At 61.5% G+C, this 26960-nt stretch carries 28 protein-coding genes and 2 pseudogenes; 7 read left to right on the top strand and 23 right to left on the bottom strand.

Annotated features, from left to right (window positions below; all coding sequences use genetic code 11):
- The first annotated feature begins 54 nt into the window (after window positions 1-54).
- Both J3O30_RS28620 and J3O30_RS28615 read left to right on the top strand, forming a co-directional pair.
- Window positions 55-2460, top strand: coding sequence for a serine/threonine protein kinase (locus J3O30_RS28620; RefSeq protein WP_207585361.1), 2406 nt, complete (start codon window positions 55-57; stop codon window positions 2458-2460).
- A gap of 227 nt (window positions 2461-2687) precedes the next feature.
- The gene (locus J3O30_RS28615; protein WP_207585360.1) at window positions 2688-2999 is read left to right on the top strand and encodes a DUF982 domain-containing protein; all 312 of its coding nucleotides are present in this window, start codon (window positions 2688-2690) and stop codon (window positions 2997-2999) included.
- 144 nt (window positions 3000-3143) lie between these two features.
- Here J3O30_RS28615 and J3O30_RS28610 read toward each other — a convergent pair whose 3' ends face one another.
- From J3O30_RS28610 to J3O30_RS28590, 6 genes and pseudogenes are all read right to left on the bottom strand, one after another.
- Complete coding sequence (locus tag J3O30_RS28610; protein ID WP_207585359.1) at window positions 3144-3755, bottom strand: ATP-dependent Clp protease proteolytic subunit; 612 nt, start codon at window positions 3753-3755, stop codon at window positions 3144-3146.
- A 45-nt stretch (window positions 3756-3800) separates the two neighbouring features.
- The gene (locus tag J3O30_RS28605; protein WP_207585358.1) at window positions 3801-4160 is read right to left on the bottom strand and encodes an SRPBCC domain-containing protein; all 360 of its coding nucleotides are present in this window, start codon (window positions 4158-4160) and stop codon (window positions 3801-3803) included.
- Window positions 4157-4471: a metalloregulator ArsR/SmtB family transcription factor gene (locus J3O30_RS33420; RefSeq protein WP_246762890.1), complete on the bottom strand. Its 315-nt coding sequence runs from the start codon at window positions 4469-4471 to the stop codon at window positions 4157-4159. Before J3O30_RS33420 ends, J3O30_RS28605 begins: the two co-directional genes overlap by 4 nt.
- A gap of 75 nt (window positions 4472-4546) precedes the next feature.
- A pseudogene (locus tag J3O30_RS33670) lies at window positions 4547-4624 on the bottom strand (tautomerase family protein); the annotation flags it as partial.
- A gap of 126 nt (window positions 4625-4750) precedes the next feature.
- Window positions 4751-6520 (bottom strand): adenylate/guanylate cyclase domain-containing protein, encoded by a 1770-nt coding sequence (locus tag J3O30_RS28595; RefSeq protein ID WP_207585356.1) that lies wholly within the window; start codon window positions 6518-6520, stop codon window positions 4751-4753.
- 337 nt (window positions 6521-6857) lie between these two features.
- Window positions 6858-7055, bottom strand: a pseudogene (locus tag J3O30_RS28590) (4-oxalocrotonate tautomerase); the annotation flags it as partial.
- A 113-nt stretch (window positions 7056-7168) separates the two neighbouring features.
- Between J3O30_RS28590 and J3O30_RS28585 the strand changes: the two are divergent.
- A complete protein-coding gene (locus J3O30_RS28585; RefSeq protein WP_207585355.1) occupies window positions 7169-8053 on the top strand; it encodes a LysR family transcriptional regulator in 885 nt (294 codons plus the stop codon).
- A 148-nt stretch (window positions 8054-8201) separates the two neighbouring features.
- Here the strand turns inward: J3O30_RS28585 and J3O30_RS28580 are convergent, their stop codons facing one another.
- Window positions 8202-8384, bottom strand: coding sequence for a hypothetical protein (locus J3O30_RS28580; RefSeq protein WP_207585354.1), 183 nt, complete (start codon window positions 8382-8384; stop codon window positions 8202-8204).
- A 287-nt stretch (window positions 8385-8671) separates the two neighbouring features.
- Between J3O30_RS28580 and J3O30_RS28575 the strand changes: the two genes are divergently transcribed.
- Window positions 8672-9118 carry a hypothetical protein gene (locus tag J3O30_RS28575; protein ID WP_207585353.1) on the top strand — a complete coding sequence of 149 codons (447 nt, stop codon included), beginning with the start codon at window positions 8672-8674 and terminating at the stop codon, window positions 9116-9118.
- Window positions 9119-9189: 71 nt separating this feature from the next.
- Here the strand turns inward: J3O30_RS28575 and J3O30_RS28570 are convergent, their stop codons facing one another.
- On the bottom strand, window positions 9190-9960 hold the full coding sequence (locus J3O30_RS28570; RefSeq protein ID WP_207585637.1) for a glucose 1-dehydrogenase: 771 nt from the start codon (window positions 9958-9960) through the stop codon (window positions 9190-9192).
- A 246-nt stretch (window positions 9961-10206) separates the two neighbouring features.
- Complete coding sequence (locus tag J3O30_RS28565) at window positions 10207-11100, bottom strand: LysR family transcriptional regulator (RefSeq protein ID WP_207585352.1); 894 nt, start codon at window positions 11098-11100, stop codon at window positions 10207-10209.
- Window positions 11101-11255: 155 nt separating this feature from the next.
- On the opposite strand from J3O30_RS28565, the gene J3O30_RS28560 reads away from it, so the two are divergent.
- A complete protein-coding gene (locus J3O30_RS28560) occupies window positions 11256-11909 on the top strand; it encodes a hydrolase (RefSeq protein WP_207585351.1) in 654 nt (217 codons plus the stop codon).
- A gap of 188 nt (window positions 11910-12097) precedes the next feature.
- Here the strand turns inward: J3O30_RS28560 and J3O30_RS28555 are convergent, their stop codons facing one another.
- On the bottom strand, window positions 12098-12991 hold the full coding sequence (locus tag J3O30_RS28555; protein WP_207585350.1) for a LysR substrate-binding domain-containing protein: 894 nt from the start codon (window positions 12989-12991) through the stop codon (window positions 12098-12100).
- A 103-nt stretch (window positions 12992-13094) separates the two neighbouring features.
- Between J3O30_RS28555 and J3O30_RS28550 the strand changes: the two genes are divergently transcribed.
- Window positions 13095-13964, top strand: a complete 870-nt coding sequence (locus J3O30_RS28550; protein WP_207585349.1) for an NmrA/HSCARG family protein — start codon at window positions 13095-13097, stop codon at window positions 13962-13964.
- A gap of 102 nt (window positions 13965-14066) precedes the next feature.
- Here J3O30_RS28550 and J3O30_RS28545 read toward each other — a convergent pair whose 3' ends face one another.
- The 11 genes from J3O30_RS28545 to J3O30_RS28495 all read right to left on the bottom strand — a co-directional run bounded on the left by J3O30_RS28545 (window position 14067) and on the right by J3O30_RS28495 (window position 24505).
- Entirely contained in the window at window positions 14067-14942 is an 876-nt protein-coding gene (locus J3O30_RS28545) for an FHA domain-containing protein (protein WP_207585348.1), read from the bottom strand.
- A gap of 2 nt (window positions 14943-14944) precedes the next feature.
- Window positions 14945-15847 carry a type II secretion system F family protein gene (locus tag J3O30_RS28540; protein ID WP_207585347.1) on the bottom strand — a complete coding sequence of 301 codons (903 nt, stop codon included), beginning with the start codon at window positions 15845-15847 and terminating at the stop codon, window positions 14945-14947.
- Window positions 15847-16710 (bottom strand): type II secretion system F family protein, encoded by an 864-nt coding sequence (locus J3O30_RS28535; protein WP_207585346.1) that lies wholly within the window; start codon window positions 16708-16710, stop codon window positions 15847-15849. Before J3O30_RS28535 ends, J3O30_RS28540 begins: the two co-directional genes overlap by 1 nt.
- A 134-nt stretch (window positions 16711-16844) precedes the next feature.
- Window positions 16845-18743: an ATPase, T2SS/T4P/T4SS family gene (locus J3O30_RS28530; protein ID WP_207585345.1), complete on the bottom strand. Its 1899-nt coding sequence runs from the start codon at window positions 18741-18743 to the stop codon at window positions 16845-16847.
- 20 nt (window positions 18744-18763) lie between these two features.
- Complete coding sequence (locus tag J3O30_RS28525; protein WP_207585344.1) at window positions 18764-19702, bottom strand: RcpC/CpaB family pilus assembly protein; 939 nt, start codon at window positions 19700-19702, stop codon at window positions 18764-18766.
- Window positions 19699-20628, bottom strand: a complete 930-nt coding sequence (locus J3O30_RS28520) for a hypothetical protein (protein WP_207585343.1) — start codon at window positions 20626-20628, stop codon at window positions 19699-19701. Before J3O30_RS28520 ends, J3O30_RS28525 begins: the two co-directional genes overlap by 4 nt.
- 1 nt (window position 20629) lies before the next feature.
- Window positions 20630-21310, bottom strand: a complete 681-nt coding sequence (locus J3O30_RS28515; protein ID WP_207585342.1) for a TadE family protein — start codon at window positions 21308-21310, stop codon at window positions 20630-20632.
- Window positions 21282-22925: a pilus assembly protein TadG-related protein gene (locus J3O30_RS28510; protein WP_207585341.1), complete on the bottom strand. Its 1644-nt coding sequence runs from the start codon at window positions 22923-22925 to the stop codon at window positions 21282-21284. The genes J3O30_RS28515 and J3O30_RS28510 overlap by 29 nt, the downstream gene beginning before the upstream one ends.
- The gene (locus J3O30_RS28505) at window positions 22922-23719 is read right to left on the bottom strand and encodes a TadE/TadG family type IV pilus assembly protein (RefSeq protein WP_207585340.1); all 798 of its coding nucleotides are present in this window, start codon (window positions 23717-23719) and stop codon (window positions 22922-22924) included. Before J3O30_RS28505 ends, J3O30_RS28510 begins: the two co-directional genes overlap by 4 nt.
- A 5-nt stretch (window positions 23720-23724) precedes the next feature.
- The gene (locus J3O30_RS28500) at window positions 23725-24288 is read right to left on the bottom strand and encodes a prepilin peptidase (protein WP_207585339.1); all 564 of its coding nucleotides are present in this window, start codon (window positions 24286-24288) and stop codon (window positions 23725-23727) included.
- A 13-nt stretch (window positions 24289-24301) separates the two neighbouring features.
- Window positions 24302-24505: a hypothetical protein gene (locus tag J3O30_RS28495; protein WP_007628054.1), complete on the bottom strand. Its 204-nt coding sequence runs from the start codon at window positions 24503-24505 to the stop codon at window positions 24302-24304.
- 492 nt (window positions 24506-24997) lie between these two features.
- Between J3O30_RS28495 and J3O30_RS28490 the strand changes: the two genes are divergently transcribed.
- Window positions 24998-26287 (top strand): ATPase, T2SS/T4P/T4SS family, encoded by a 1290-nt coding sequence (locus J3O30_RS28490; protein ID WP_246762889.1) that lies wholly within the window; start codon window positions 24998-25000, stop codon window positions 26285-26287.
- Window positions 26288-26335: 48 nt separating this feature from the next.
- On the opposite strand, the gene J3O30_RS28485 is transcribed toward J3O30_RS28490, so the two are convergent.
- A complete protein-coding gene (locus J3O30_RS28485) occupies window positions 26336-26659 on the bottom strand; it encodes a type II toxin-antitoxin system PemK/MazF family toxin (protein ID WP_207585338.1) in 324 nt (107 codons plus the stop codon).
- Window positions 26656-26880, bottom strand: a complete 225-nt coding sequence (locus J3O30_RS28480) for an antitoxin MazE family protein (protein WP_207585337.1) — start codon at window positions 26878-26880, stop codon at window positions 26656-26658. Before J3O30_RS28480 ends, J3O30_RS28485 begins: the two co-directional genes overlap by 4 nt.
- Window positions 26881-26960: the final 80 nt, after the last annotated feature.

The following is a 26960-nucleotide window of genomic DNA, read 5'->3' as shown; positions in this document are numbered from 1 at the left end:
AGTCAGAGCATGGCCGGCGAATAGAAATGCCAATGATTGCAGGGGGACACGTGCATGAGAAGTGATCTGATCGCCCGCTACACGATCGGCGAGCCGGTCTATGAGAACGAGTTCATCGTCTATCCCGCCCAGGACAAGCGGATGGACCATGCGGTCTTTATCGTCGCCCCCGATGTGGCGTTAAAATTGGACAAGGCGCGTTTCGAGCGGGTCTGGACCTCCATCAACGAGGCCAAATCGCTGACCGCCCGCCGCTTCGTCGAAATCGAGGACCTCATCCCGCCGTCGCCGGAAGACGACAATTTTTATATCGTCGAGAAACGGCCGTCGAAGACGCTGCACCAATATCTCGACGAAACCGAAATGGTGGCCTACGAGCGCGCCGCCGAGATCGGCCGCCACATCCTCGAAGGCCTGGCGACGCTGCACGGCGCCGGTTATGCCCACAACGCGCTGACGGACCAGTGCATCTACGTCTCGGAGGATTATTCCGGCCTGTCGGTCCGGATCGGCAACCTGCACCTGATCTCGAAGATCGGCGAGCACATCATCCCGCCCTATGTGCCCGAATTCGGCGCGCCGGAGATCTATGCCAGCGGCACCTTCTCCGCCTCATCAGCTCTCGACATCTACGCAATGGGCATGATCGCCTACAAGCTTTTCCTGCCGCGGCAGACCTATAACAGCGTCTTCGATAGCGTCATGGTCTGGGAAGACGAACACCAGCGCGAGCAGAGTTGGAAGAACATCCATCTCGATCCTTCCAACATCTTTCCCCGCCTCGACGTGCTGATCCCCGGCTTTCCCGAGGGTCTGGCAAGCCTGATCGAGCGGATGCTGAGCCGCGACCCGGCCCAGCGGCCGCGCACCGGCGCCGATGCGCTCGGCGAATACACAAGGGTGACGACCGGCATCCAGCCGATGTCGTGGGATCCGCGCGGCGGCATGCAGCAGCAACAGGAGGCGCCGAAACCGAAAAAGTGGACGCCTGTCAAAATCTCCATGATCGCAGCCCTGCTGTTGATCTGCATCGGCGTCGGCGTCGTCACTATTCCGAAGCTGCTGCGCCCGGATCCGAAACTCGTTGCCGATGTCGGCGTCTGGAAGAAGGAGGCCGAAAGCCGCAAACAGCAGGCGATCGCCGCCAAGGCGCCGGAGCGGCCGGCCAGTGACCAGGCGAAGCTCTCCTATGACACCGGCGCCTCGGCACTGACCTCTGCCGATGCCCTGCTGAAGGATGAAGACTACGAAAAGGCCCTTCCGGGTTACCAGTCTGCCGCGATCAATCTCGGCAATGCGCTGATCGCCATCTCAAAGGAGAACGCCGAAAAGGCGAAAGCCGCCGCTTCGACTGCCGGCGGCGACAAGGCGCCGGCTTTTGCCGACGCCGATGCCAAGATGAAGGCTGCTGCCGACAGCGCTACGGCCAAGCAAATGCATGCGGCCGTCGACGGCTACGACGCATCGAAGACCGGTTTTAACGATCTCGCCAAGGCACTCACGGCGCTGACGGCGGCCGAAAAAGACGCGGCGGCGAAGCGCGAGACGGTCAATCGCATCGGCGCCGGCGATAGTCCGGATGTCGCCAAGGCGAGCGGGTTGATGACCGAGGCAAAGGCCAAGGCTGAACAATGGCAGATGCCGGCGGCGACATCAGGCTATGGCGACGCCGCCAAACTCCTTGCCGCCATCATCGCCGACGTCATGGCGTCGAAGGACGAGGCGACGGCGCTAAAGCAAAAGGTCGCCGATCTCAACGCCTCGATCACGACGCGCGCCGGTGCAGCCGATCCGACGCTTGTATCACTCGCGCCGAAGATCAGCGAGGCCGATGGCCGATATAGCGCCGAGGCCTATAAAATAGCGGTGGTCGCCTACAAACCGATCCTTGCCGATCTCGAGGCGCTGTCGGCGCGCGGCTTCTGCCCGGTTTCGCCGACCCTGGCCTTCGAGACTGTGCCGGCGGGAAGCTATTCGCTCGACAATGTGCGGCTGATGACCGCTTCGATGAAAGAGCTTGGCGGCATGCTCGGCGTTGCCAATGGCGCCGTCAAAGTCGAAAAATCCTTCTGCATGCAGGCGAAGGCCGTCACTCGCGCCGAGATGGCGGCATATTACACCGCCAATTCCGATCCCGCCTCAGCGCAGGCATACAGCGACAATCCGCAGCAGCCGGCCGACGACGTGCCGCTTGCCGTGGCTCAGACCTATACTGCCTGGTTGTCGAAGCAGCTGAACACGCCCGTTCACCTGCCGTCGGCAACCGAGTGGATGGCCAGTGCGACGAAGCTCGCGACGGAAAAACTGCCCGACAATGGCGACATCATCCTGCAATGGAGCGCCACCCCCTGCGAGGCCGGCGGCAATGTCGCCTTCATGGCGCAGGAGGGCTCGACCTTCGTCGTCTGCTCGGACGCTTCGGCCGGCGGCATTTTCAGGGTGACTGCGGAATTACGGTGAGTGAACCGGAGCGTCGAGATCGAAAAGGAAAAAATCCCGCATGCCTCCATCGGTGCAACACGTGTCGATGCAGCGCTTGAAAATAGGTCGCAGAGCGCCTTTTTTCTTCATTCGGCAGCCTCGCGCTCAAGCGGTACTCTTCACCAAATTTCAATTCCAACTTTCATAAAATGTGCGTATATTAGAGGTGGGGACTGCAGTATCCCCGCCTTGAGGGGTCGAGGACAATGTGCTGGAATACATCAGCAGCATTCACGCCGGTCGGTTTTGCTTTGCGGGGTCCGGCGTCTCGCAAGATCGTATGGACGCTGGGCGACGCGGCACGTCTCCTGATGAACGACTGGCCTTTCGATGACGGCGAGGAATATGTCGCTGCCGTGAAAGCCTGCGTCGACGCAATCAGCGGGAAAATTGCCCCGGAACAATTCCGGGAAGCGCTTCTGCGTGCGGCCGAAGAGGCGGGCATCGCGGCTCTCTGTCTCGTCCCGCAGGGCGTGGCAGCGCGACGACCGGACCTGCCGTCGAAGGCGCAAAGATAGTCCCAATTTCGAGAAGCTGACGCAGGTTTGCGCCACAAGCGATCATTGCTGGCATCGCGAAACTGTCTATTCTGCGGCGTTGCAAAAGACAGGAAAACAAGTGTCGCGTTAATCGGGATTTTTGCGACAACGGGGCCATATCCCTTACTGATCGGCCGGGGCTTCGCGGACCTGCATGATCTTGTCGATCAAGCCCCATTCCAATGCTTCTTGCGGCGTCATGAAGCGGTCGCGGTCCATGGCGCGTTCAAAATCCTCATAGGAGCGCCCGCAATGTTCCGCGTAGAGCCGTGTCATACGCTGCTTTGTTTTCAGGATTTCCTCGGCGTGAATTTGCATATCCGACGCCTGCCCCTGAAAGCCGCCTGATGGCTGGTGGATCAGGATGCTTGCATTTGGTAGGGTGGCCCGCTCGCCCGGCTCGCCCGCCATCAGTAGAAACGATCCCATAGAGCGGGCCGTACCCATGCAGAGCGTGTGAACCGGTGCGCGGATGTAGCGCATGGTGTCATACATGGCGAGGCCGCTGGTCACGACGCCGCCCGGCGAATTGATATAGAGGTTGATGGGCTTTTTGGGGTTTTCTGCTTCCAGAAACAGCAGCTGCGCGCAGACGAGGGCCGAAACGGTGTCGTTCACCTCGCCATTGAGAAAGATAATCCGCTCACGAAGAAGCCGGGAATAAATATCGAATGATCGTTCCCCCCGGCTGGACTGTTCTATGACCATAGGGACGAGCTGCATCGCTTCGCGCATCGGCGACCTCCAAACTTCCAGAGTTTTAGGGTGAGGCTCGCCGCGTCAGGCGGCGAGCATGAGGGGCGGGCTGTTGCTGTTTACGGCCGTCCTCGCCATTCGGTCGAATCTTGCATCCGTCAGTTCGTGGACGATCCGAAGGCAGGTTCCGCCCGTCGCGTTCGGTGTGATCGTGAACGTCACGGTGCTTTCAAGGAATGGTGGGCTGTCGTCGCGCAGCTTGTAGCGGACTTCTTGGCCGGGGGTGACGGCGATCGCATCGGGATCGGCCAATGCCTCCTTTGGCAACCACCTTTCCCGAAATTCGGGAACGGTGACAGCGCGCCAGACCTTTTGCGGCGGATCGCTCAAGTCAAATTCCTGCTCGACGCTGCTATCCTGCTCCTTGGTCTTCCCTTCGTTCATTGATCCATGTCCTTCAGCAAGACTTTGAGTGCTGCGATACGCTCCGGCCAATAGGCGCGGTATTTTGCGAGCCACTGGGCGATGAGAGCCAACCCATCGGGATCGACTTCGTAATTCACGAAACGCCCCTGTCGTTGTTCCCTCACGAGCTTTGCACTCCGCAGAACTGCAAGGTGTTGCGACATTGCCGGCTGGCTGATCTCCATGCCTTCACGCAAGGCGCTGGCGTTCATGCTCCCCGCCGCCAGCTTCTCGAAAATCGCGCGGCGGGTCGGGTCTGCCAGAGCTCGGAAAAAGTCATTCTCGATCATGCCAACACATAAGCATACACTTATCTGATTCGCAAGCCTGTTTTCGAGACGACTTTCTGGTGTCGCTGGCGGGCATGCCAGCGTTTCGACGGCGGCCTTGGTCGCTTCGCGGGCGAAGGCGCGTTTCTGATCGTCGGTTCGGCCGGGATGCATCTGCAGGTGAAGAATATGCATGTTTTCTCGATGTTCGTTCGCACAATCTGAGGCGAACCAGATACAAGGCGGCGTGCTCTAGAGCCGTACGGAAGCTGTGGGACGACTGCCGGCGATGGAATGCAATCACTCGGTGAGGCCAGCTTTGCGCAGTCCGTCCACAATGCGCTCGAAATCGGCAGGGTTCTTGTAGGGCAGCACTTTGCGCCTGTGCTCCAGGGAATAATCGGGATTGATCCGGAACACTTCCTCCCACTGCCCCCGCGCCTCCGCCAAGCAGCCCAAGTGACCATAGCTCGCCGCCAGCAACACACGTGAGATGTCGGTGGCTGGATTGCGGACTAGTCGTCGCTTCAGGAAGACAACGGCCTCCTCGTACCTGCCCAACTGGAACATCGCCTGCGCGTGGAAGTGCAGAAAAATGTCTGGATAATATGGATTCAGGGCCATCGCCCGCTCGAAGGAGACGAGGGCCTCGTCGGATCTGCCCGCATAGTGCAGCGCGTTTCCGAGGCTCTCGTGGCCCTCGACAAGATTGGGAGCAAGCGCGATCGCGCGTTCAGCCTCGCGGATGGCCACGTCAAGTCGTCGCAGGTACAAGTTGACGACGGCCAGCGCCCAATGTGCGTACGGATACCGATCGTCGAGCGCCACCGCCAGCGTCGCAGCCTCGGTCGCCTGTTCCAGCGATTTCGACGGCGATCGGCTCCACTGGTTAACGTAGGCCAGCCCGTGCGTGACGGCGAGGAAGGCGTGCGCCGGGGCGAATTTCGGGTCCAGATCGACGGCGCGCTGCAGCAATTGCCGGCCCTGAATGTTCTGCTCTCTCGTCAGCCGCCACATGTGTTCACGGCCCCGCAGGAAGCAGTCATAGGCTTCCAGATTTTGAGTTTGCTCGGTCGCGAGCCGCTGCTGGTCCCCGGCCGTCAGCTTGAGTTCCAGAGCGCCGACGATCTGCTGCGTGACGTCATCCTGCACTGCGAAGATATCGGTCAGGTCGCGATCGAAACGCTCCGCCCACTGATGCCCGCCGGTAGTGGCATCAATCAGCTGCGCGGTGATCCTCACCTTGTTGCCTGATTTGCGGACGCTTCCTTCCAGCACGTAGCGCACCTTGAGGCTGTCGCCCACTTCCTGCACGTTCACGTTCCGGCCCTTGAAGGTAAACGACGAGTTGCGAGCGATGACAAACAGCTGCGACAGCTTCGATAGAGCTGTGATGATATCTTCGGAGATGCCGTCAGCGAAGTACTCCTGCTCGGCATCGCCGCTCATGTTGACGAATGGCAGCACGGCAATCGAGAGGTCCAACGGCAATGCGGCCGGCGCAGGAGCAACGGCGGCGGTCACTCCTGGCTTTACCTCCGCGGCGGTGCCGACCTGGAGCGAATAGATCCGGATCGGCTCGGCAATGTTCTTGAGTTGCGTGTTGCCGAGATCGCTGACGGAGAGATCGAGTCTCGCCCTGACCTGGCGATAGGCGTCCTCGGACAGGCAAATAGCGCCGGGGGCCGCGATACCCTCGAGACGCGAGGCGATGTTGACGCCGTCGCCCATCAGGTCGCCATCGAATTCCTCTACTACGTCCCCCAGATGGATGCCGATCCGGAACTCGATGCGCCGATCCTGCTGAACACCGGCGTTGCGCTCGACCATGCCGTTCTGCACCTCGATGGCGCAGCGCACGGCATCGACAACGCTGCGGAATTCGACCAGCGCTCCGTCACCAGTGCGCTTGATGACACGGCCGTTGTGCACTGCGATGGTTGGATCGATCAGGTCGCTGCGCAGTGCCCGCAACCTTGCCAGGGTGCGATCTTCGTCCTCGCTGGCGAGCCGGCTGTATCCAACTACGTCCGCGGCCAGAATTGCGGCCAGCTTGCGATTCTCGCTCATAGAGCCGTCCCCCATCTCCACGATAGCAGGAAGACAGAGACAGGGGAACTTCTGCCCAGGGCGATCTCGGCTGAGATCAAGTTCTCTGGTGCATCTGCGACCTACAGCGTGTTCGTCGACGATGTCTGCTTTCAGGCAGACTCCGCCATGGCTCAAATGCGCGGAAAGCCTAAGTCCGGGCGAAGCCAGGTGCCCCCAGCTTGCGGGCGGTGGATTCGCAGCAGCCAGTAAGTCAACCGGTCGCTCGACGCGGTCAACACGGGAGCCGCGTGCCGGCTCCCTGTCCAACAGCATGGCGGCGTCCCGCAGCTCGAGCTTCGATGCTGCGGGACGTCTCTCAGGCCTCGGATTTCAGCTTGCCGCCTACCGCCCAGGAATCCTTGGCGATCTCCGTTATGAGGATTTCCACCGATTCCGGCGGGCATGCCAGCGTCTCGACGGCGGCCTTCGTCGCTTCCCGGGCGAAGGCGCGTTTCTGATCGTCGGTGCGGCCGGGATGCATCTGCAGATGAAGAATAGGCATGTTTTCTCCTTGGTCATGTTGGTTATATCAGTCGCCTTGGCTCGGGCGTGACCACTATCTTGCAAATGCTGAGGTTGATAAATAAGCTGCCGGTATCGTCATTCGAAACCAACAGGTAGGCAATCATGGACAAGCTGGCCGGCATGGCGATGTTTGTCAGGGTCATCGACAACGGCAGTTTCGCGGCCGCCGCGGAGATCGCGCAAGTGTCGCCTGCCATGGTCGCCAAGCACATCAAGACCATCGAGACCCGGCTCGGGGCGAAGCTGATCCATCGCACCACCCGACGCCATCAGCTCACAGAGGTTGGCCAGCTCTATTACGAGCGCTGCAAACGCGCGCTTTCCGAAGTGGCGCTGGCCGAGGCTTCGGCGAGCGAGCTGCAATCGGCGCCGCGCGGCCGGCTTCGGTTGGTGGCACCGGTCAGCTTCGGGACGCAGATCCTGGTGCCGGCGCTGATCGATTACCAGAACGCCTATCCCGACGTCAGCATCGAGCTGTCGCTCGACAACAATGTCCATGACCTCGTCGGCGAGGGGTTCGAGCTCGGCATCCACATCGGACCGTTATCCGACGACAGCCTGGTCGCCCGCCCGCTCACGCCCTACCGGCGGATTCTCGCTGCCGCGCCGGATTATCTCGCCCGCCATGGCCGGCCGGCCTCGCCTGAGGCTCTGACGAACCATCTCTGCCTCGGCCACTCCTATTGGCGCATGCAGGATCGCTGGCACCTGGTCGGGCCGGGAGGCGAAATGCGTGACGTGTTGATTTCCGGAAAATTCTCCACCAACCAGGGGGCAGCACTTCGCATGGCAGCGCTCAGCGGCGCGGGAATTGTGCTTCAGCCGGAACTGCTGCTCGCCGCTGATATCGTCGAAGGACGGCTTGAGCAGGTGCTGCCGGAATGGTCCTACAAGCCCGTTCCGATGTCCCTCGTCTATCCGCCGAACCGCCGGCCGACAGCGATGTTGCGGACGGTGATCGATTTCCTGGTGGAACGGTTTGGCTAGCGACACTCGGGACGCCAACGGTCGCTACTTAGCGGACGCGTATAAGCTCGCGCTCGCAGTCTACAGTAACCGGTGTTCCAGTCCCACTTTGCTTGAATTGTTCTTGAAGTAGAATGGCGCGAAAATAGGCCACGTGGAGTCGCCCGGTTTATTTATCGGATACGTCATAGGAGCTGTAGAAGCTCGGGTCCTTATCAAACACGTCGTAGTTATCGGCCGATTTCGTGGTCGACTTGTTGGTGACCTTGCGACGAAAAGCAAAGAGAAAAACCGCTGCCAATAAGGCGATGCCTAATGCCACCCCGATAAGAGCCGAAACTATCATCGTCATGATCCACTCCTCCGATACGAGGACAGTAAGGCACACTCCTTAAAAGACAACTTATCGCTGAAGGAGTTTAGGCATGCGATAGAGTTCGGCGATCCGCCTTCTTCCAACCGGCGCTGGCCGGCGCGAGATGTCGCTAAGTTTCGGGATATCGCCTAACAGCCCCACAACCCGATAGATGGATTATTAACTTCGAAATTAACTCAGGCGTGCAAGCCCATGGCAGCGGAGCCAGTTGATCGTATGATTGCCGCAATTGTCGAAGGTCGGTTTAGCTTGGGAGCGGACCCGTGCGTGTTCGCATTATCTGTGTTCTGATCCTGTCAATCGCCTTTGCGCGCTTCATGCCTGTGGTGATGGAGTTTGGCCGGGCGCTTTACGTAGACGACGACTTCGGAGCACCCGCTTCACCTGACCTCGTCTTCATCGCCATGTCGGTCATCCCAGGTATTCTCGCGGCAGCGGGCCTCTGGCTGGCGGATGTCCGGCAGCGCAGGTTACCGCTGCTCGCCTTGCCGCTCGGCATCATCATGTCGATCGGTGTGGGTTATGGCAGCACATTTTTCGCATTTCGCTACGCGACGGCCCGCTACGACATCCTGACCAACGACTGCTATTACACAAACGCCCTGGCTTTTCAGGGTAGGACTGGCGTCTTCATCTCATGGGGTGGACGAACGGCTTTTCATCCACTCGAAAAAGTTCGATCGATGATTCTTGTACCAGCCGGAGCCTAGTCAGCATGGCCAGCGGGACGCGATGAGCCACCTCTATGTCAGATTGTCCGAGGCGTGTAGCAGCCTCGGCCTCATGCGACGGACCATCCACCGTCCACCAGCAGGTTGGCACCGGTGATCAGGCTCGAAGCCGGCGATGCCAGGAAGACGACGGCACCCACCACATCATCGGTTTCACCGATCCGGCCGAGTGGAATGTGACCGAGCGTCGCTTTGCGATTGTCGGCATCGGATAGAAAAGGTGCTGTACCATCCGTGTGGATGAACGTCGGCGATACGGTGTTCACGGTGACATTATAGGCTGCCCATTCGGCTGCAAGGCAGCGCGTGAGGTGATTGATTGCCGCCTTGCTCATGCAATAGATTGCCTCGCCGCGCAGGGCCACGGTGCCGGCCTGTGAGCTGATGTTGATGATCCGGCCCCCATTGCGCTTGATCATGTGACGCCCCACTGCCTGCGTCATCAGAAAGGTGCCCTTAATGTTGACATCGAGGATCTCGTCAAGGTCCTTCTCCTCGACGAGTTCCGCGAGATTGCCGGGAGCCACGCCGACATTGTTGATGAGCACGTCGACCCGACCGAATGTAGCAAGCGCTGCATCGACGGCTTGTGCGATATGGGCCTTGTTGGGAATGTCCAGTTCAACAGTGATGACTTTTCGTCCCGTCCCCTCGAGTTCGGCCACCAGGCCTGCCGACGCTGCGACATCGCGGACCCCCAAAACAATATCGGAGCCTGCTGCGGCACAGGCAAGCGCGCAAGCTCGACCGATGCCACGGCTCGCTCCCGTCACCAAAGTCACCTTGCCCTCAAGGCTGAAGTCCGGCGCTTTCTTCTGCATCATGGTGCCTCCCTCGATGAAATCAATTTATGGCAGGGTCGGCGGGCGGATGCCAGAAATTCCACGCATTCTGAGGAGCGTCCCTTTGGCACGCGTCAGGTCTGCTTCGGGCCGGCAGCATCCGAAACCCGTCACACAAGCGGTCATTGAGGGATCGCTGCGCGCATACTCGCCCGAGGCGCTGGCGAACCTCGCCAAGCCCTGACATCGGATGAGACCGTGCCCGGCCTCCGCGCCCTTCGGGGGTTAGCGATCGAAGCCCGCTGGCTGCGGGGCCTGTTCGAAACACTCGATCAGCATTTCGGAGAGGACCCGTACCTTGCGGGCGGGATGCTGGCCCGGCGGGCGGATGACGTAGATGCCTGCCGGAGGCGGAGGATAGCGTGTCATGACCGGAACCAGCGCGCCGGAGGCCACGTATTGATGGGTGATGCCGTCGGGGATCCAGGCGATGCCGAGCCCTGCCAATGCGGCGGCGGCAAGTGCCGTGGCGTTGTCCGCCTTGAATCGCCCCCGCGGATGAACCGTGACGATCCTGTCGCCATCCATGAATTGCCAGGTTTCCGTTCCCTGCATGAGGGCCTGATGGGCGGCGAGGTCCTCCGGCCTCGCAGGTGAACCATTGCCTTTGATATAGTCCGGGCTCGCGACGAGCTTGCCATAAATCGGTCCGACGCGCTTTGCGATCAGGTTGGAGTCCGGAAGGAAACCAACCCGGATCGCACAATCGAAACCCTCTGCAATGAGATCGACGAAGCGATCGCTGTAGGAGGTGTCGATGTGAAGCTGGGGGTGGCGTCGCGCCATGTCCGCGAGCACGGGCGCGAAGTGGGTCGGGCCGAAGGAAAGCGGCAGTGCAACTCTCAGGCGGCCGCAAAGGTCACCGGCGGGCAGGATCGTCTCCCTGGCCGCGTCGATCTCGGCGCAGACCCTGGCCGCATAGTCCCGAAACGTGATCCCGGCCTCGGTGAGCGCCGCGCCGCGGGTGGTTCGTGCAAGAAGCTGGACGCCGAGATCCGCTTCAAGCCGGACGAGCCGCCGGCTGACGATTGACTTGGAGATGCCGAGCCGGCGCGCGGCTGATGTAACGCCACCCGCATCCGCAACTTCCACGAATGTCCTGAGCTCTTCAATATCCACTTCGGCGTTCCCCATTTCGCAACACAGCTTGGCACGAGTGAGCACTACCGTATCGCAAATGGGAATGACAGTGTCCGTTTCGGAGGCAGCGCCGCTGCTGGCGCGTGTCACCCGGCATACCAACCTCCCACACAACGGCAGCAGAGGATGTATTCATGACTTTTCGCAATGGCCTTGCTTCGCTTCTTCGTCCCGAGGATTCGGTCCTCGTTCTGATCGATCACCAGCCTTACCAGCTCGCGAATGTGAACAGCCACGAGCCGCAGATGGTGATCAACAATACGACGGGGCTGGCGAAGGCCGCCAAGGCCTTCGGTGTTCCGACAATCCTGACCACGGTGATCGCCGCGCGAGGCGGTCTCCTCTTCCCCCAGATCACGGATGTGTTTCCTGGTCAGGAGGTGATCGACCGGACGTTCATCAATACCTGGGAGGATCGCAAAGTGGTGGACGCGGTCAAGGCGACCGGCCGCAAGCAGCTGATCATTGCCGGTCTGTGGACCGAGGTCTGCGTCGCGATGCCGACGATCCAGGCCCTCGGCGAAGGCTGGGATGTGACTGTCATCACCGACGCGTCCGGCGCTGTATCGGTCGAAGCCCATGAGGTCGCCATCCAGCGCATGATCGCGGCTGGCGCAAACATGATGACGTGGATGGCACTGGCGTCCGAATGGCAGCGCGACTGGGCCCGGACCGACCAGGCCGCCGCCTTGACCGAGGTGATTACCCAGCATGCCGGCGGTAGCGGGATCGCATTCCTGTGGGAACAGCAACTGCTCAACACGCCGGTGCCGAACGCTGCAGGCTGATCCGAGCGGGGATGACGACAATCCTGACCGAGGCGTTGCGAAAGCGCGTCGTCTATCGGCTCGTCATCCCCTTCAACGAGACGCGAAGGGTGCGATGTCTCGTTCGGGCGGTCGATGGTCATGATGTTGCTCACACACAAGAGAGAGCTAACCTTTTCATGCACTCGGTCGCTTCGAGAGATCAGAACCTATCCCTCGACATAGGCTGCCAGCTCTTCCGCCGTACCCATGGGAAAGGCCACTTTCAAATAGTCGAGGAAGGCGGACACACGCGCGCTGAGTAGCCGTCGCGATGGATAGAGAGCCCAGAGCCGCGTTTCAGGCCCATCGACATCTCCCCAACGGACCAGTGTGCCGGCAGCAAGATCACGGCTGACCAGGGATACAGGAAGACGCGCCGCGCCGATGCCCATCCGGACGGCATCTCGGACCATGGTCAGCGAAGATAGGCAAAGAACTGGATCAACGACAATCTTGGATTGCCCGGTCGGCGTCATCATCGTCCAGGACCCGCCTTGATCCAGCGAGCCGCGGACGACCACGGGCACCACTGCCCCCTTCGCCGGGTGCGGAACGCTCGGGCTTGCTACAATCACCAGTCCATCACGCAGGAAAACCCGTCCGACAAGGCTCTCATCCGGGTCTGGATTGACACGGATCACCACGTCGTATCCTTCCTCCACCATGTCGACGGCACGGTCCTCTGTCGTGATCTCCAGGCGGACCTCCGGATATCTAAGGGCGAATCCCGCGGCCAGTTTGCCCATCGCCGTCTGGGAAAACAGCAATGGTGCACTGATCCGCAACCTGCCCCGCGGGCTGTTGCCGCCGAATGCGATGGCTGCGGCCGTTTCGTCGAGTTCCGTCAGCAGCGCGCCAGCCCTCTCATGAAGCGCTCGCCCCTCCTCCGTCAGCTTGAGCATACGCGCACCGCGCTCGAATAGCCGGAGCCCGAGGCTGGCTTCGAGTTCCGCTACCCGGCGCGAGAGCGTGGCTTTGGGACGGCCGGCAGCGCGTGCGGCGCGGCCGAAGCCGCCGTGGCGGGCGACGGTGACGAAATCGGCGAGGGCAAGCAAATCCATCTGTTCCATCCATGAGACGCGGCGTCCAGATTCAGCGTCTATTGGATCATCTGTGAGCCATCCATATTCGGGTTGTCAACAATGACTACCCCGGAGAAATCACATGACTATCCTTGTTACAGGCGCAACCGGCCGCGTGGGCCGCCAGGTTGTCAGCCAACTTCTCAAGCGCAAAGCCTCGGTTCGCGTTCTCGTCCGCGATCCCTCAAAGGCCAACCTCCCGGCCGACGTGGAGGTCGTGCAGGGCGACATGCTCGACATCGACGCATTGCGCGCCGCCTTCGACGGCATCAGAACCCTCTTCCTTCTGAACGCGGTGGCGGGCGACGAATTTACGCAAGCGCTCATCGCTCTCAACATTGCGCGCGAGTCAGGCGTCGAGCGTGTCGTCTACCTGTCCGTCATCCATAGCGAGCGGTTCGTGAACGTGCCCCACTTCGCGGTGAAGTCGGGTGCCGAACGGATGATCGAAGCGATGGGTTTTAGCGCCACTATCTTGCGTCCGGCCTACTTCATCGACAATGAGCTCATGATCAAAGACGTCATCTTCAATCATGGCGTCTATCCGATGCCGATTGGCAGCAAGGGGGTGGCCATGGTCGACACCCGAGACATCGCCGAGGTCGCGGCGATCGAGCTGATCCGGCGGGATCGAGCACCCGGCAAGCTGCCGGTCGAGACCATCAACCTGGTTGGCCCGAATACGCTGACCGGCTCGGACCTCGCCGCCATCTGGTCGGAGGTCCTGGGTCGCCCGGTCATCTATGGCGGCGACGACCCCACGGCGTTCGAGCAGAATCTCGCCACCTTCATGCCGAAATGGATGGCCTACGAGATGAGGCTGATGGCCGAACGCTATGTCAGCGACGGCATGGTGCCGGAAGCGGGCGATGTCGAGCGTCTCACTCAACTGCTGGGACGCCCGCTCCATAGCTATCGCGCCTTCGCTTCCGACCTCGTCGCGTCAGCCTGAACTCTCTTACGTCCAACGTCCCGAACAAAGAGCAATTCCAGCAAAAATGCGTAGCGGTTTCGCGTTCTATCTCTTTGTTTTCACGCAATTCCGGACCTGCGATCAACGCTTGGCAGGCGGCTTCACGGCCGCTCGCCGCTGCAGCGCAAAACGCGCCGCCGAGCAGTTAATGTCGGGCACGAGATCATAGGTCTGCTGGTAGAGGCTCAGCGCCAGCGTTTTGTTGCCGCGGGTTTCCGAGGCAAGGGCGGCAATTGCGGTGCGTTTGTAGGCCTCGACGATCGGCTCGGCGGCCTTTGCCAGCGCCGCGTCGTCCGACGGTTCGGCCGCCAGCGAAAGGGCAGCATAGGTTGCATCGCCATCGCGGCCGACACGGCCGCCGACGGCGCCGTTGAAGCTTGGTTCGGAGACCTGGCGCATGCGCCGGGCGTTCTTGATGCAGGTCGGGATGCGGGCGGCCTCGGCGTTGATACGCTCGGCGGTCGGTCCGCCCTCGGTGCTGCCGCTATCGGACAAGATCACGTAGCCGATGATGCCGACGATGGCGAGATAGACGACACCCATGCCGGCGAGGAAAGCCGGCTGCTTGAGCAGCGGCTTCTTCGGCTTGTCGTCACCAGTCTTGGATGCCTCCTTCTTCGGCGCCTCCTTGGCCGGCGCCTTCTCCAGAAACTGGAATTCGACATCCTTGCCGAGGCGGAAGCTGTCGCCTGTCTTCAGCGAGGCAGTCTGCAAGAGGGCTTCGCCGCGCAGCATAATCGGGTTCAGCCCCATGCGGCGAATGATGAAGCCGCCGTCGTTCTGTTTTTCGATGCGCGCATGGATCGGCGCCAGAAACGGATCGTCGACGACGATATCGGCATTCGAAGCCCGGCCGATCGACATCTCAGGCCGGTCGAGCACATGGCTGCGGCTCTGGCCGCCGGGTCCGGTCTGCAGAAGGCTGGGTTTGTTTCCGCGAAAGAAGGAAAAGGCCATGATCAGAACATCCCACTCGACATCATCTCGACAATTGCCGGCGCCAGCACCAGAAGCAGGATCGACACGACGATCATCATCGCCGGCATGACGATCTTGGCTTTCAGCTTTTCACTGGCCCTGTCGGCCTTTTCCCAGCGGCGGAAGCGCAGGTCGCGCGCATGTTCGCGCAGAAGCTCGACGCGGTTGCTGCCCTCGACCTCGCCCTGGATCACCGCACGGATGACCCGGATGACCTCCTCGGCAGTCATGCGCCGCTCCAGGCGCTGCAGCGCCTCGACCATGCCGGTGCCGAGCGCCACGTCCTTCAGCGTCTGATCGATCTCTTCGCTCATCACCGTGCCGGGTGCCGCCTCGGCATAAAGCCGCAGGCTTTCCGGCAGGGTCGCCTGCGCCTGCTGCGTCATGACGACGAGATCGAGGAAATAGGGAAATTCGCGCGAAATGCGTTCCTTGCGATCCTGCATCTTGTCGTCGGCGACCACCCAGAAATAGATGGCGGGGATCAGCCCGAGGATCAGACCGGCGACCAGGCCGCCGATGATGCTGCCGCTGGCAATGCCGAACAGCACGCCGAGCAGGACGAAGCCGAAGAGGCTGAGGACAACGAGAAGCGCGATATATTCCCGCCCGGTGACGCCGCCGAACGGCCGGCCGCCATAGATCAGCTTCTGCTCGAGCTGGACGCCGTAATCTTCCAGCAGCGGCTCGAAGTGCAGCAGCACGAATTCGACCGGCGTGCGCATGCCGATGCTGTCGACGATATTCGGCGGCGGGCCATCGCCGCCGCGGGATCGGCGCACCACCTGGATGCTGCCGAGCAGATCGCCGATCCACCAGACGAAGAGGGCCGCGGTAATGCCGGCAAAAACCACCGCAATCGGGGCGAGAGGAATTTGAGACATCAGACCGACACCTTCATCATCGAGCGCATCCAGAAGAAGCCGGTGGCATAGAGAATGGCGCCGACGATCGCGATGACGATGCCGATGGCGTTGCCGAACACCTTGTCGATCAATTCAGGCTGCCCGAAGAAGATCATCAGGATCATGAACAGCGCGCCGCCGTTGACGACGCGGAAATTCATGCGCGCCTGCGACGACGAGGTGGTGATCTTCTGATCGAGCTTCCAGATTTCCTTGAAGGATTTCGACATTTCGGTCAGCGGCTCGGAAATATCGCCGCCTTGGCGGGCAAACAGACCGAGGGCCGCATCGACCATCTTGAAGTGCAGGCTCGGCACGGTGCGGGCGTGGCGGTCGAGCGCCTCGACCAGGCCGATGCCGAGCTTCTGTTCGCGGGCGATGCGCTCGAATTCGCGCGAGCCCGGCATCTGGCCGGTATCGGCCACCGCATTGACGGCCACGGCGAGCGGCTTGCCGGTGCGCACCGCCGAGACGATCTGGTCGACGGCATAGGGAAGCTGCGATTCGATCTGCAGCCAGCGCCGGTGCAGGAAGTGGCGGATCACCGCCTTAGGCAGGAACAAGGCGACCGGGATGGCAACGACGATGCCGAAGATCGGCCCGAAGATCAGCGAGACGACGATGAAGACGACGATCGCCGTGATGGCGTAGGCAAGGATCATCGTATACGGCGGAACGGCATCACGCCCAAAGACCTGTGCTGCCTCGCTGGCCAGCGCAATATCACGTTCGGTGGCGCGCAGCAGCGGCGCCGGCCAGTGCACCGGCGCGCCCCAGACGAGCAGCCCCGCCGTCACCGCGCCAAGGGCGACCGTAAAAATCTGCAGAATGCTGATATACATTGCTTCCCCCTCAGAGCAATTCCAGGAAAAGTGCGAAGCGGTTTTCCCAGGCAAACCGCAAAGCCCTTTTGCCGGGAATTGCGTAAAAACAAAAGCTTAGAGCGGTTCTGCGCTTCCGCAAAACCTGAACCGCTCTAAACGAACATATCGAGTTTTTCGATTTCGCCGTCTTCCCCGAACTCGACGAGTTCGGCGACGAAGCTCGGCAGGTAGCCTGTAAAGGCATGCACCGCCTGGCCGCCGGCGCGGCCGACCAGATGGAAGATCGGCTCGACGATGACCAGACCGGTATCCGGATCGATGCCGATCACCTCGGAAATCTCGGTCACCGCACGCCGGCCATTCGCCAGACGGTTGAGCTGGACGACGAGTTCGACGGCGGCGACGATCTGCTGGCGGATCGCCATGACCGGCAGCGAGCTCTGACCCTGCAGCACCATCACCTCAAGCCGGGTCATCATGTCCTGCGGCGTATTGGCATGCGCCGTCGTCATCGAGCCGGCATGGCCGGTGTTCATCGCCTGCAGCATGTCGATCGCCTCGGCACCCCGGCACTCGCCGACGATGATGCGGTCGGGGCGCATGCGCAGCGCGTTGCGCACCAGGTCGCGGATGGTAACGCTGGTTTCGGATTCCGCCGTCTTCGGCCGCGATTGCAGATAGACCACATGGATGCCGTCGAGCTGCAGTTCCGACGTGTCCTCGACGGCAACGACGCGTTCGCCGATCGGGATGAACTGCGACAGGCTGTTCAACAGCGTCGTCTTGCCGGAGCCGGTGCCGCCGGAGACGACGATGTTCTTGCGCGAGCGGACGGCCGCCTCAAGAAAGGCGCGCATCGGCTCGCTGAGCGCGCCGGCGGTAACCAGCTTGCTGATATCGAGACGCGACTTGCCGCCGAACTTGCGGATGGTCAGGCAGGCGCCCTTGACCGCCAGCGGCGGGATCACGGCGTTGACGCGCGATCCATCCGGCATGCGGAAGTCGGCCATCGCCTCGCTCTCGTTGATCGAGCGGTTGGAATCGACGGCGATGCGCTCGATCACCTTCATCAACTGCCGCTCATTGGCAAAGGCGAAGGGATACCGTTCCAGCAGGCCGAATTTTTCGACATAGATCTCGTCATAACGCGTCACCATGATTTCCGAGATGACGTCGAGATCCATCAGCTCCGAGATCGTCCCCCAGCGGTACATCAGCTCCTCGATATTGGAGCGCAGATGCATATGGGCGATCTCGTAGCGGTCGCCGGCGTTGAAGAGGGCCTGGCGGGACTGGAAGGCGGCGCTGAACCGCGTGTCGAGCTGGGCGAAGTCGGCGCGGGTGGATTCGAAATTCAGCTTCAGCTGCAGCGCCGAGATCAGCGCCTTGCCGACGTCGAACAGCCGGCGATTGTCCTGCTCCTCGCGCGATAGGCTTGCGGCATTCGACGAAGCATCGCGCCGCCCGGTGCGGGCAATGCGTTTTGCCAGCCACCGATAGACGGCGTTCTTGATGACGAGAATGACCAGATCCTGCGGCGCACTGTCGAGCGCCTCCTTGATGAACATGTCGAGCCGTTCGCGGATGCGGTTTCGCGTGTCCTCGCGGCCGAAATCGGAGGATTTCACCAGCCGGTCATATTGCGTGTCTTTTAGCAATCGCTCATGGACTTCCATCTGCAGCGCCAGCACCCGCTCCTGGTCCGGAAACTGCGTCACGACTTCGGCGGCCGCGGTCGGCTCGACGAGTTCGATCGTGACGTTCGGCACCCAGATCGACATGCCGGCCGAGATCGCAACCGGCGTGCCGGCCCGAAGCGGCTGGTCGTCGACACGCGTCGGATTGCGGCCGTGATGCTGCACCGACCAGCCCTGACCGGACTTGCGCAGCACGAATTGCGGCGAAGAGACGTGGCTGCCGCGCAGCCGCACGACCCCGGCGCCGGCCGGCAGCGTCAGCGTGCTGCTTTCGCCGACGAAATAGGTCTCATTCGAAGAAAGCGGGATCACCTCCCGGCCGCTGCCATCCTCATAGGAAATCTTCAACAGCATGGCTCACTCCTCCGCGACGGTCACATACGCGTCCAGTTGATGCTCGGCAGTTCCTCGACGGTATTGTCGGCGGGATTGCGCAGCACGAGGTTCAGACTGCCGTTCGACTGGCCCATGGCAAAAATCAGCATTTCGGCTTCCGACGGTGTCACTTCGACGGTCACGTTATTGTACGTGCTGTTGGCCTTGGTAATGGCACCTTCCGCCGTCGTCGCCGCGCCGACGGCCAGCACTTTGACATTCTGCAGGAAGGTGCGGGTGACGACGCGGGTGCGCGAGCTCATGCCGAGTTTATAGTCTTGCGCCTGTTTGCGGTAGGCGTTGACGTCATTCTCGTCGGCCCCTGGATATTGGTTGAGATAGTTCTTCAGCATCTGCTCGGCCGGCGACTGCGGCTGGGCCGGAGCCTGCGGCTGTCCGGCCACAGTCGGGGCTTGTCCGGGCGCGGCAGGCGCCTGGCCGGGGGTTCCCGGCTGGGCTGCAGCGGCAGGTGCGACGGGTTCGACCGGTTCATCGACCGTGCCGAGGATATCGACATAGCTGCCCGGCTCGACGAAGTGGCCGACGGCTGCGGCCGCATTGACGGGAAGGGTGAGCGCCCGCTTGCCGGGCGCGATCATCGTCGTCAGGCGTCCGCCGTCATTATCGTCGAAATACTGGAACAGCAGCACCGAGCCGGCGGGAATGTCGGCGGCGGCCGTCCTGTCCTTCAGCCATTCCTGGTAAGCGCTGGCCGCGGGAACCGCGAGCTTGGCGAGCGCCCCGAAGCTTTCCGGCAGCATGACCGGTTCGGCGAGCATGTCGGGCGTGATCGCTTGACCTCGCGTCACCTTCCTGTCGGGCTGGAGCCGCATGAAGGCATAGGCTACCTGCTCGTTCTTGACGCTCTCGGTCCAGAAGTAGAGCAGAACGCCGGTGATGAGCCCGACGATGACAGCCGCGATGAGCTTCCAGTTCATGGTGTTGTTCCTTCGAGGAAGGGTTGCCTGATTTGAATGACCTCGACGGTCCGGCCGTCGGTCTTGCTGCTGGTGTAGAGAACATTGGCCTCGACGCTGCCGCGCCGGCCATAAAGGGCGGTGACCCCGCCGCGCTCAGCCGGCGGCGCCTCGATGGTGAAGCCGTCACGGGCCAGCAGCTCGGCGCGCGCATCGGCCCAGCGTACGGCCGATAGCCGGCCTTTCGACACGACCGTGCGCGACGTGTGGCCCTTGTCGCGGTCGCCGATATCGCTCAGCACCTCGACGCCGGCCGGCGGACGCAGCGACGGCGGCAGCTTGCTGACATCGGCCGAAGCCGCGAAGGCCGGCAGGGACGAAGCGACGTCCTCGAAGCGGCTCATCAGCACCTCTGTCACCGGCGCATCGGCGGGCCGGCGGATCATGATCGAGACGCCGGGGATCGGTGCTCTCGCCGAGGGATTTGCCGGGTCCTGCCGTCTGAGATAATCGAGGGCTGCCTCGCCGTCGCCGTCGAAGAACCGAACCACTACGGCGAGATCGTCTCGGATGCGGCTGGTCTTCGGGACGATCAGCATGTTGGCGGCAATGACCGCGGTCAGTTCTTGGCTGTCGTTGCTTTTCGGCAGGGCAGGCCGGGTATTGACGGCCAGCACCCGCAGCCATTCGTCGGTGATATCGGAAATGCTGCGATCGCTCTGATAGGGCGTGAATTCGAGCGGCTGGCCGTTAATGACGAGATCGCGCGGCGAACGTTCCGGTGCGCCGAGAATGCCGGCCAGCATCGAATTCAGCGTCGCCCGGAAATCCTTGTAGACCTCCGCATGGCCTGGTTTGGCCACGACCATGGCAGCGAGCCCGATGACGAGCGCCAAACCAGTGAGATGGCCGGCGAAACGGATGGAGATGCGCGCTCCCTGTCTCATCCTATTTCGCTCCCGGAAAGACGCCGTCGAAGAGATCGCCGGAATCGTCGGCCACATCGCGGATTTCCCGGCGCAGTGTCGGGTCATAGCCTCGGCGCGTCGTATTGTTGTTGTGCGAGGCAAACAGCGTTGCGTCGTCCACCGTGAACGCATCCTTCCAGCGGATGCTCCTGATCGTATCGAGGTCGTCGGAATCCCTGAACTTGTAGACCCGGTCGGCCGTCGCGGTGACCAGCTGCGGCTTCTCATTGGCGAGGTCGCCGACCATATCGCCGAAATCGCGACCGTCGCTCTTCAGCGTGTTCTGGACGTCGTCCCAGACAAAGGTGCGCTGAGGGTCGCCGTCGCCTTCATGCGAGGGGGTGCGCGAGCAGCTCATGGCGTCACTTCCGGGCAACGCCGGCAAGGACGGGATTGGAAAGACGTTCGAGAAATCCGACGTACAGTCCAGCCCATTCGCCTCGGCGAAAGCGGCGTTGCGCATGGCAAGCATGGTTCCCACCTTCTTGGTGGAAATCCGGTTTGCGTGGATCATGAAGATCACGATCAGCAGGATGACCGGTGCTGCGAGCACGAATTCGATCGAGGCCAGGCCGCGCCTGTCGCGATGCAGCCGCATCAGCAGGCCGCCGGCCGGCGCGCCGCCGACATGCTCAGTGTGTGTTGACGGCAGCCCAGGCATTGGCTCCTCCCTTGTCGAAGACGCGGGTCAGGCCGGTGAAACTATCGGCGGCCGGGCTCTGCTTGATGGTGTTCGAAACCTCGCCGGTGTCGTCGGCGAGCGTGTCGGGTGCAAGCGATGCGAGCCAGTCCTGGGTGTAGAGATCGAAGGCCGTATAGTTGTGAACCCAGCTCTGCGCGAGCGCATAGGCGGATGGTGTCTTGTCCTTGAAGATGCGGATCTGCAGCCTGGCGCGCGGGGCGCGTGAAACGATCGCCAGCGTCTGGTAGTCGTCGAGTTGTTCGCCGCCAAACGGCGTGAAGTTGAAGGGTATGCGTCCCTTCAGCCAGTAAGGCTTGGGGAAGGAGATGACCGGCAGGTCAACACCCGCCACAGAGATCGCGCCACCCGCCGGGCCGCAGACCTGGTTCCAGATCATGTCGAACTTGCGGGTGAAATCGTTCTCGTCTTTTGTCTGTGAGTCCGAATAGCGCGGCGGCACGTCGATCGGCAGCTGGAAGGGGTTCACGATGCCGAACCCGACACCGAAGACCTTGTCTGCGAGCCAGAAGCTGACATCGAGCGCTGCTTCTTCCAGCCAGCTCAGATCGCCGGCATATTGTTCGACAATCGCTTTGAACGGCACCTTGCTCAGGTAGGCCGGGCCGAAGGCTTCGTAAAAGATGTAGAAGTTCACCAGTGCATTGTCGATGCCACTCTTGTGGTTGACAAAGTCGCGAATATGGCTGCCGTCGACTCCGCCCGCGGTCAGCGGGCCTTTGCCGTTGGGGAAGCCGCGGTTGGCATACTCGCCACGCATCAGAAACGGGTCCTGTCCCTCCGTACCCCTGCTCATCGCAAGGCACATTTCAGCATAGGCCGAGGCGGGATTGATGCCATCGCGATCGACCGGCAGGTTACCGCCCGCACCTTCTCCGGCCTGGTCGCAGGATTCGCACGGCGGATGGAAGACGACATGATCCGACTTGTTCAGGCGCACCAGATGCAGGGCCTCATTGCCGACCCGCTGCGGAAAGCTCTCGACCAGGTAGTCGTTGAGGTCGTTCATCGCGTCGATGATGTCGCTAGACTTCACGATCAGGCCCCAGGGATCATAATCGATCTGTGCTTTTACCGTGTATGCAATCGCAAGACTGGCCTCCGTCGCCCGGAACCCCTGGAAAGCCAGGCAAGCGCCGTAGATGATGCCGCCGACGATCGGGACCTTTTCCCAGCCGGGGCAATAGGGCATCGGCGGAAGCGGCGGCAGAAGCGACGCCGGTCCGAAGCCGTCCGTGAAAGAGTATTCGGCGAGTTTCGCCAGAATGACGCCCGAGCGCAGCGCCAGTTCCGCCGAGGTGAGCTGGAAGGCGACCGAGGTCGCCATGACCACGGTTGCCTGCGAGGAGGCGACGTTGTTCATCGCCATGATGTTGAGATAGCGCGCTTCCCAGTCGGCATGGACCATAGCGGCAGCGTCTGCCGTGTCCTGGGTGCGCTGCTTGTCGTAGATCAACTGTCCCGTATTCAGGATCCATACGATCATCAGGGCGAGCGCGATCGTCATGTAGAGGATGATCGGCGACAGGAAGCCGCGTTCGTCGCGGTGCAGGCGTTTGATCAGGGTCGGCGTCATAGCAGGTTCACCTCCGCCGTCGAGATCGTGTAGTAGCGGCCGTCTTTCCTCTGGCCGCGGGCAAAGACCCAGCCGGCATATTCGAGCAGCAGGAAGCGCGCTTCGACCCTGGCGGTCACCGGCACATGCGGCGAGCGGTTGATGGCGGCATAGAGCGCCATAGGCGCGCGGTCGACGGTCACCGTGACGTTCTGCGGGTCGAACATGTAGCGAGCCTGGTTGCGCATTGCGCGCCAGTTCTTCGAAAGGCCGGAGGCATCGGCAAGGCTTTTCAGCGCCTCTTCCGGCGGCTGACAGGCGCCGACACATTTCAGCTGGTCGTAGGGGGCGGCCGGGATCAATGCCAGGCGGGCGGCAAGATCGGCCTTCCCCGGGGCAGCGTCGTCATCGCAGGTCTTGGCGTCGATGAAGCTCCGGAGGGTGATCGGCAGGGCCGGGCAGAAATAGACCCGGGCACTGCGGGCCGCCGCATAAGCGGCATAATGGGTGAAGAGGTGGTTTTTGGCCAGGATCGCGAATTGGAACACCACGAACATGAAGAAGACGAAGACCGGGGTGACGAGCACGAAATCCATCATCGTCGTGCTGCCGGAGATATCGCCGTGCAGCTCCGATATCCGGCGCCGGCGGGCGGAAAGCCGCGGCAGCAGCAGCATCGAGGCAAGCAAAATCATCGCAATCGCAAAGGTCCCGAAGAGCGCGCCGTGATCCTCAGGGATCCAGAAGGTCCGTGAGTGCAGGATCGAACTCCAGAAGGCACCGTCGAAGATGGGGCGTTCGAGTTCAGCGCGCATTGCCGTTACCTCACGAGTGAAAGAGGGGTGAAATCAGGCATGAAAAGGCACCAGAGAAGTCCGAGAGCGGCAGCAACGCCGAAGCGGACGGTATGATGTGTCTCGCGTGGCTTCAGCACCGAAGCGGCATCGCGGAAACCGGCAGGCAGAAGCAGGGCGAACAATCCGACGGTCCTGGCCAGCACGCTCCACTGAACACGCCGCGCCATCGAGAAGACGGCGATCACGCCGCCGACCATCAGCGATGCAAGCGTCACGTCGATGGCCGGCCAGAGGCCGAGAATGGCGCCGAGCGCCGCCATCAGCTTGACATCGCCGCCGCCGCAGCTTCCGGCTGCGAAGGCGATGATGAAGATCATGCCGGCCGCAATGAGGCCGGCGAAGGCAAGGCCGATCCCGGCCAGACCGCCGCTGACTGCCGCCAGCATGAAGCCGGCAAGCAAGCAGGGATAGGTCACGGCGTTCGGGATGTGACCCTGGCGGTGATCGAGCACCGCCGCGGTCGTGGCGCAGGCGACGGCAAGAGCCGCCGCCGCAGGCATCAGGGTCAGATCATAGGTCGTATCCATGATCCCGGCCCACTTATTGACCCGGCTCGGGAATTCTCTCGGCATCCGAGAGCGCCGTGTTCTTTTCGTTGAACCATTCGCCGATCTGTTTGCCGAATGCGAGCAGGATCAGCATCAGCGGAATGACGATCAGGGCGACGGCGAGAACGATCTGGGCCATGTCGCCGCGCTCGTCCTGGTGAAGTGCAATTGCGAGTGTCTTGAGTTTTCCAAACATCTGCGTATTCCTCGTTCCTAGGGTTGTTTCGGATCGAAGACCTGAGAGAAGATTACCAAGCATACGGTATCGATCCGAACGAGCACGTTGCTCGTTCCAATGATATGTTCTGCTTCAGCTTTTCTTCCCCGGCGGCCAACGCTTGTTGAGCAACACCATTAAGACCCAAGAGTGCGCCCAAGGCCAGCCCTCCGTCAAGCAAACGAAACGAAGGGTTCCAATTGCCTTGGAGGCATGGCGTGGGAAAACGGAGTTGACGCCGGAATTTCGCAACTAACCGATTGAATACGCTGCAGTTTTACCTCAAGAAGGGAAGTCTGCGACGATCTTGTGGCGACTTGTCTACTGCTCCATAATTGGTCAATTCTTTCAAGGTGATAGAAGAAGGCGCCTGCAGGGGTCATCTGGGCTGTCTCAGCGCGACGCGGCCATGGCGTTGCTTGACGATCTGGATTAAGCTTTCCTGCAATGGCGGGTATGATCCGCTAGTCGATCCGGAGAGAAAACGATGGAAACGATGAGCAGCATCTTGATACTTGCATTGGTCCTCATTCCACTGATGATGTTCTTTCCGACCGCGGTCCAGATGATGGCGACATTGTTCGGCATGAGCACGGTTCTTGTGGGGATGCCGCTCTGATGAAGGCCGTTTCCGACGACGCCGCCGAACAGGCGACCTTCCAGGTCCTGACCCGGGCACTGGACAAGCTCTTGGGCCCGATCCGCTTCCTGCTCGATGATCCGAGCGTTTCCGAAATCCTGATCAATGGGACATCCAACATCTTCGTCGAAAGGCGCGGCAAGCTCGAACGCGCCGATACGCGTTTTGCCAGCCGCGAGGACCTGGAATCGGCTGCGCGCAGCATCGCGCAATTCTCCGGCAAGCGACTGACGCCGGAGGAGCCGAGCGTCGAAGCGCGTTTGCCGGATGGCTCGCGCGTGCAGATGATTCAGCCGCCCGCGTCCCGCACCGGGCTCTGCATCTCCATTCGCCGCTTTTTGAAAGAACATCGCAGCATCCGCGACCTCGTCACCCAGGGCAGCCTGACCGAGGGGTCGCTATCGCTGCTGCAGGCGGCCGTCGGGCTGCAGAAGAACGTCATCATTTCCGGCGGCACCGGCACCGGCAAAACGACGATGCTGAACGCGCTGTCGGAGGCCTTTGCCGACCACGAGCGCATCATCGTCATCGAAGACACGTCCGAATTGCAGATCCGCAAGGAACACGTCGTCTATCTCGAAGTCACCAAGCCCGACCGTTTCGGCCGCGGCGGCGCCAGCATCCGCGACCTGTTCCGCTCATCGCTGCGCATGCGGCCCGACCGCGTCATCGTCGGCGAGTGCCGCGGCGGCGAGGCGCTGGATATGATCCAGGCGATGACATCAGGCCATAGCGGCAGCCTTTCGACGGTTCACGCGAACACGCCCTACGACTCCCTGCACCGGCTGGAGACGCTGGCGCTGATGTCGGATATCGACATGCCGCTCCGGCCGCTGCGCGCCCAGATCGCCTCGGCGGTCGACGTCGTCGTGCAGATCGCCCGTTTCAAGCGCACCGGGAGACGCCGGGTGATCGAGATTTCCGAGATCAAGGGCCTGAACAATGACGGCCAATATATCGTCGAGAGCATCTACAAGCTCGAGGGCGACGGCCATTCCAATCCCGACGGCGCATTGCTGTGGACCGGTGTCGTGCCGAGCTTTGCCGCCGATGCGATCGAAGAGCTGCAAGGCGCAGAACGCCCCGAATGGATAGGTGCCGCCGCGCGGGAAACGGCTTGAAGTCCATCGGCGGACGCCGCCTGGTGGAAAGCGAGTTAGGATTTACGGTTAGGCGATACCCAAAAACACGGCGAGCGATCTTGTGACTGCCAAGAGAGCATCGTCTTCCAGGCGACCGATTATCGGCCCAATTCGTTCCCGTTTCACCGACATGCTTTTGTCCACCTTCACCTGCGAGGCTTTGCGCAAACCGCTGAGCGCTGTCGGCTCGATTGTCGGCCGAATGAGCGGCGCGTCGATGAGGGTGCCGGAAATCGGCAGCACGGTAACCGTGCCGGTTGCGTCAAACTGATCCGCCTGGATGATGAGCGCCGGACGCGGTTTGCCGAAATCGCCGGTGATGGCAACGGTTACGATGTCACCGCGCCTCACGCTTCACCATCATGGTCCATGTCGGCGAGAGCGGCATCGAGGAAATCCTGCAAATCGCGATCGCCTGCATCGGCAAGAGCTGTCTGAACGGACTGACGATGGCATTCGTCGGCAAAACCAGGGCGACGGGTATCCGGAACCCATATTTGCACGGGACGCAGTCCAGCGGCCCGCAAAGCCTCGCGGCGCTTTTGAACTCTTTCGTTGACCGGCGTTGCCATGACGAACTCCATTGCCGCGTTACATGTAACATAAGAACCCGGTATTGCGATGTCAATCTGCCGGCGGTCAGGGCTGCGCG

The organism is Rhizobium sp. NZLR1 (assembly GCF_017357385.1).
Taxonomy (GTDB): Bacteria; Pseudomonadota; Alphaproteobacteria; order Rhizobiales; family Rhizobiaceae; genus Rhizobium.
Note: the sequence above shows the minus strand (reverse complement) of the source record. Positions and strands in the feature narration are given on the sequence as shown.

Excerpts from the sequence above, each read along its gene's own strand:
- J3O30_RS28585 (WP_207585355.1), top strand. The coding sequence starts at position 7,169 with ATGGACAAGCTGGCCGGCATGGCGATGTTTGTCAGGGTCATCGACAAC.
- J3O30_RS28520 (WP_207585343.1), bottom strand. The coding sequence starts at position 20,628 with ATGAGACAGGGAGCGCGCATCTCCATCCGTTTCGCCGGCCATCTCACT.
- J3O30_RS28495 (WP_007628054.1), bottom strand. The coding sequence starts at position 24,505 with ATGTTTGGAAAACTCAAGACACTCGCAATTGCACTTCACCAGGACGAG.
- J3O30_RS28580 (WP_207585354.1), bottom strand. The coding sequence starts at position 8,384 with ATGACGATGATAGTTTCGGCTCTTATCGGGGTGGCATTAGGCATCGCC.
- J3O30_RS28480 (WP_207585337.1), bottom strand. The coding sequence starts at position 26,880 with ATGGCAACGCCGGTCAACGAAAGAGTTCAAAAGCGCCGCGAGGCTTTG.
- J3O30_RS28545 (WP_207585348.1), bottom strand. The coding sequence starts at position 14,942 with ATGGCCTTTTCCTTCTTTCGCGGAAACAAACCCAGCCTTCTGCAGACC.
- J3O30_RS28500 (WP_207585339.1), bottom strand. The coding sequence starts at position 24,288 with ATGGATACGACCTATGATCTGACCCTGATGCCTGCGGCGGCGGCTCTT.
- J3O30_RS28525 (WP_207585344.1), bottom strand. The coding sequence starts at position 19,702 with ATGAACTGGAAGCTCATCGCGGCTGTCATCGTCGGGCTCATCACCGGC.
- J3O30_RS28505 (WP_207585340.1), bottom strand. The coding sequence starts at position 23,719 with ATGCGCGCTGAACTCGAACGCCCCATCTTCGACGGTGCCTTCTGGAGT.
- J3O30_RS28540 (WP_207585347.1), bottom strand. The coding sequence starts at position 15,847 with ATGTCTCAAATTCCTCTCGCCCCGATTGCGGTGGTTTTTGCCGGCATT.
- J3O30_RS28550 (WP_207585349.1), top strand. The coding sequence starts at position 13,095 with ATGACTATCCTTGTTACAGGCGCAACCGGCCGCGTGGGCCGCCAGGTT.
- J3O30_RS28510 (WP_207585341.1), bottom strand. The coding sequence starts at position 22,925 with ATGACGCCGACCCTGATCAAACGCCTGCACCGCGACGAACGCGGCTTC.
- J3O30_RS28530 (WP_207585345.1), bottom strand. The coding sequence starts at position 18,743 with ATGCTGTTGAAGATTTCCTATGAGGATGGCAGCGGCCGGGAGGTGATC.
- J3O30_RS28615 (WP_207585360.1), top strand. The coding sequence starts at position 2,688 with ATGTGCTGGAATACATCAGCAGCATTCACGCCGGTCGGTTTTGCTTTG.
- J3O30_RS28595 (WP_207585356.1), bottom strand. The coding sequence starts at position 6,520 with ATGAGCGAGAATCGCAAGCTGGCCGCAATTCTGGCCGCGGACGTAGTT.
- J3O30_RS28620 (WP_207585361.1), top strand. The coding sequence starts at position 55 with ATGAGAAGTGATCTGATCGCCCGCTACACGATCGGCGAGCCGGTCTAT.
- J3O30_RS28570 (WP_207585637.1), bottom strand. The coding sequence starts at position 9,960 with ATGCAGAAGAAAGCGCCGGACTTCAGCCTTGAGGGCAAGGTGACTTTG.
- J3O30_RS28555 (WP_207585350.1), bottom strand. The coding sequence starts at position 12,991 with ATGGATTTGCTTGCCCTCGCCGATTTCGTCACCGTCGCCCGCCACGGC.
- J3O30_RS33420 (WP_246762890.1), bottom strand. The coding sequence starts at position 4,471 with ATGATCGAGAATGACTTTTTCCGAGCTCTGGCAGACCCGACCCGCCGC.
- J3O30_RS28535 (WP_207585346.1), bottom strand. The coding sequence starts at position 16,710 with ATGTATATCAGCATTCTGCAGATTTTTACGGTCGCCCTTGGCGCGGTG.
- J3O30_RS28605 (WP_207585358.1), bottom strand. The coding sequence starts at position 4,160 with ATGAACGAAGGGAAGACCAAGGAGCAGGATAGCAGCGTCGAGCAGGAA.
- J3O30_RS28560 (WP_207585351.1), top strand. The coding sequence starts at position 11,256 with ATGACTTTTCGCAATGGCCTTGCTTCGCTTCTTCGTCCCGAGGATTCG.
- J3O30_RS28610 (WP_207585359.1), bottom strand. The coding sequence starts at position 3,755 with ATGCGCGAAGCGATGCAGCTCGTCCCTATGGTCATAGAACAGTCCAGC.
- J3O30_RS28515 (WP_207585342.1), bottom strand. The coding sequence starts at position 21,310 with ATGCCTGGGCTGCCGTCAACACACACTGAGCATGTCGGCGGCGCGCCG.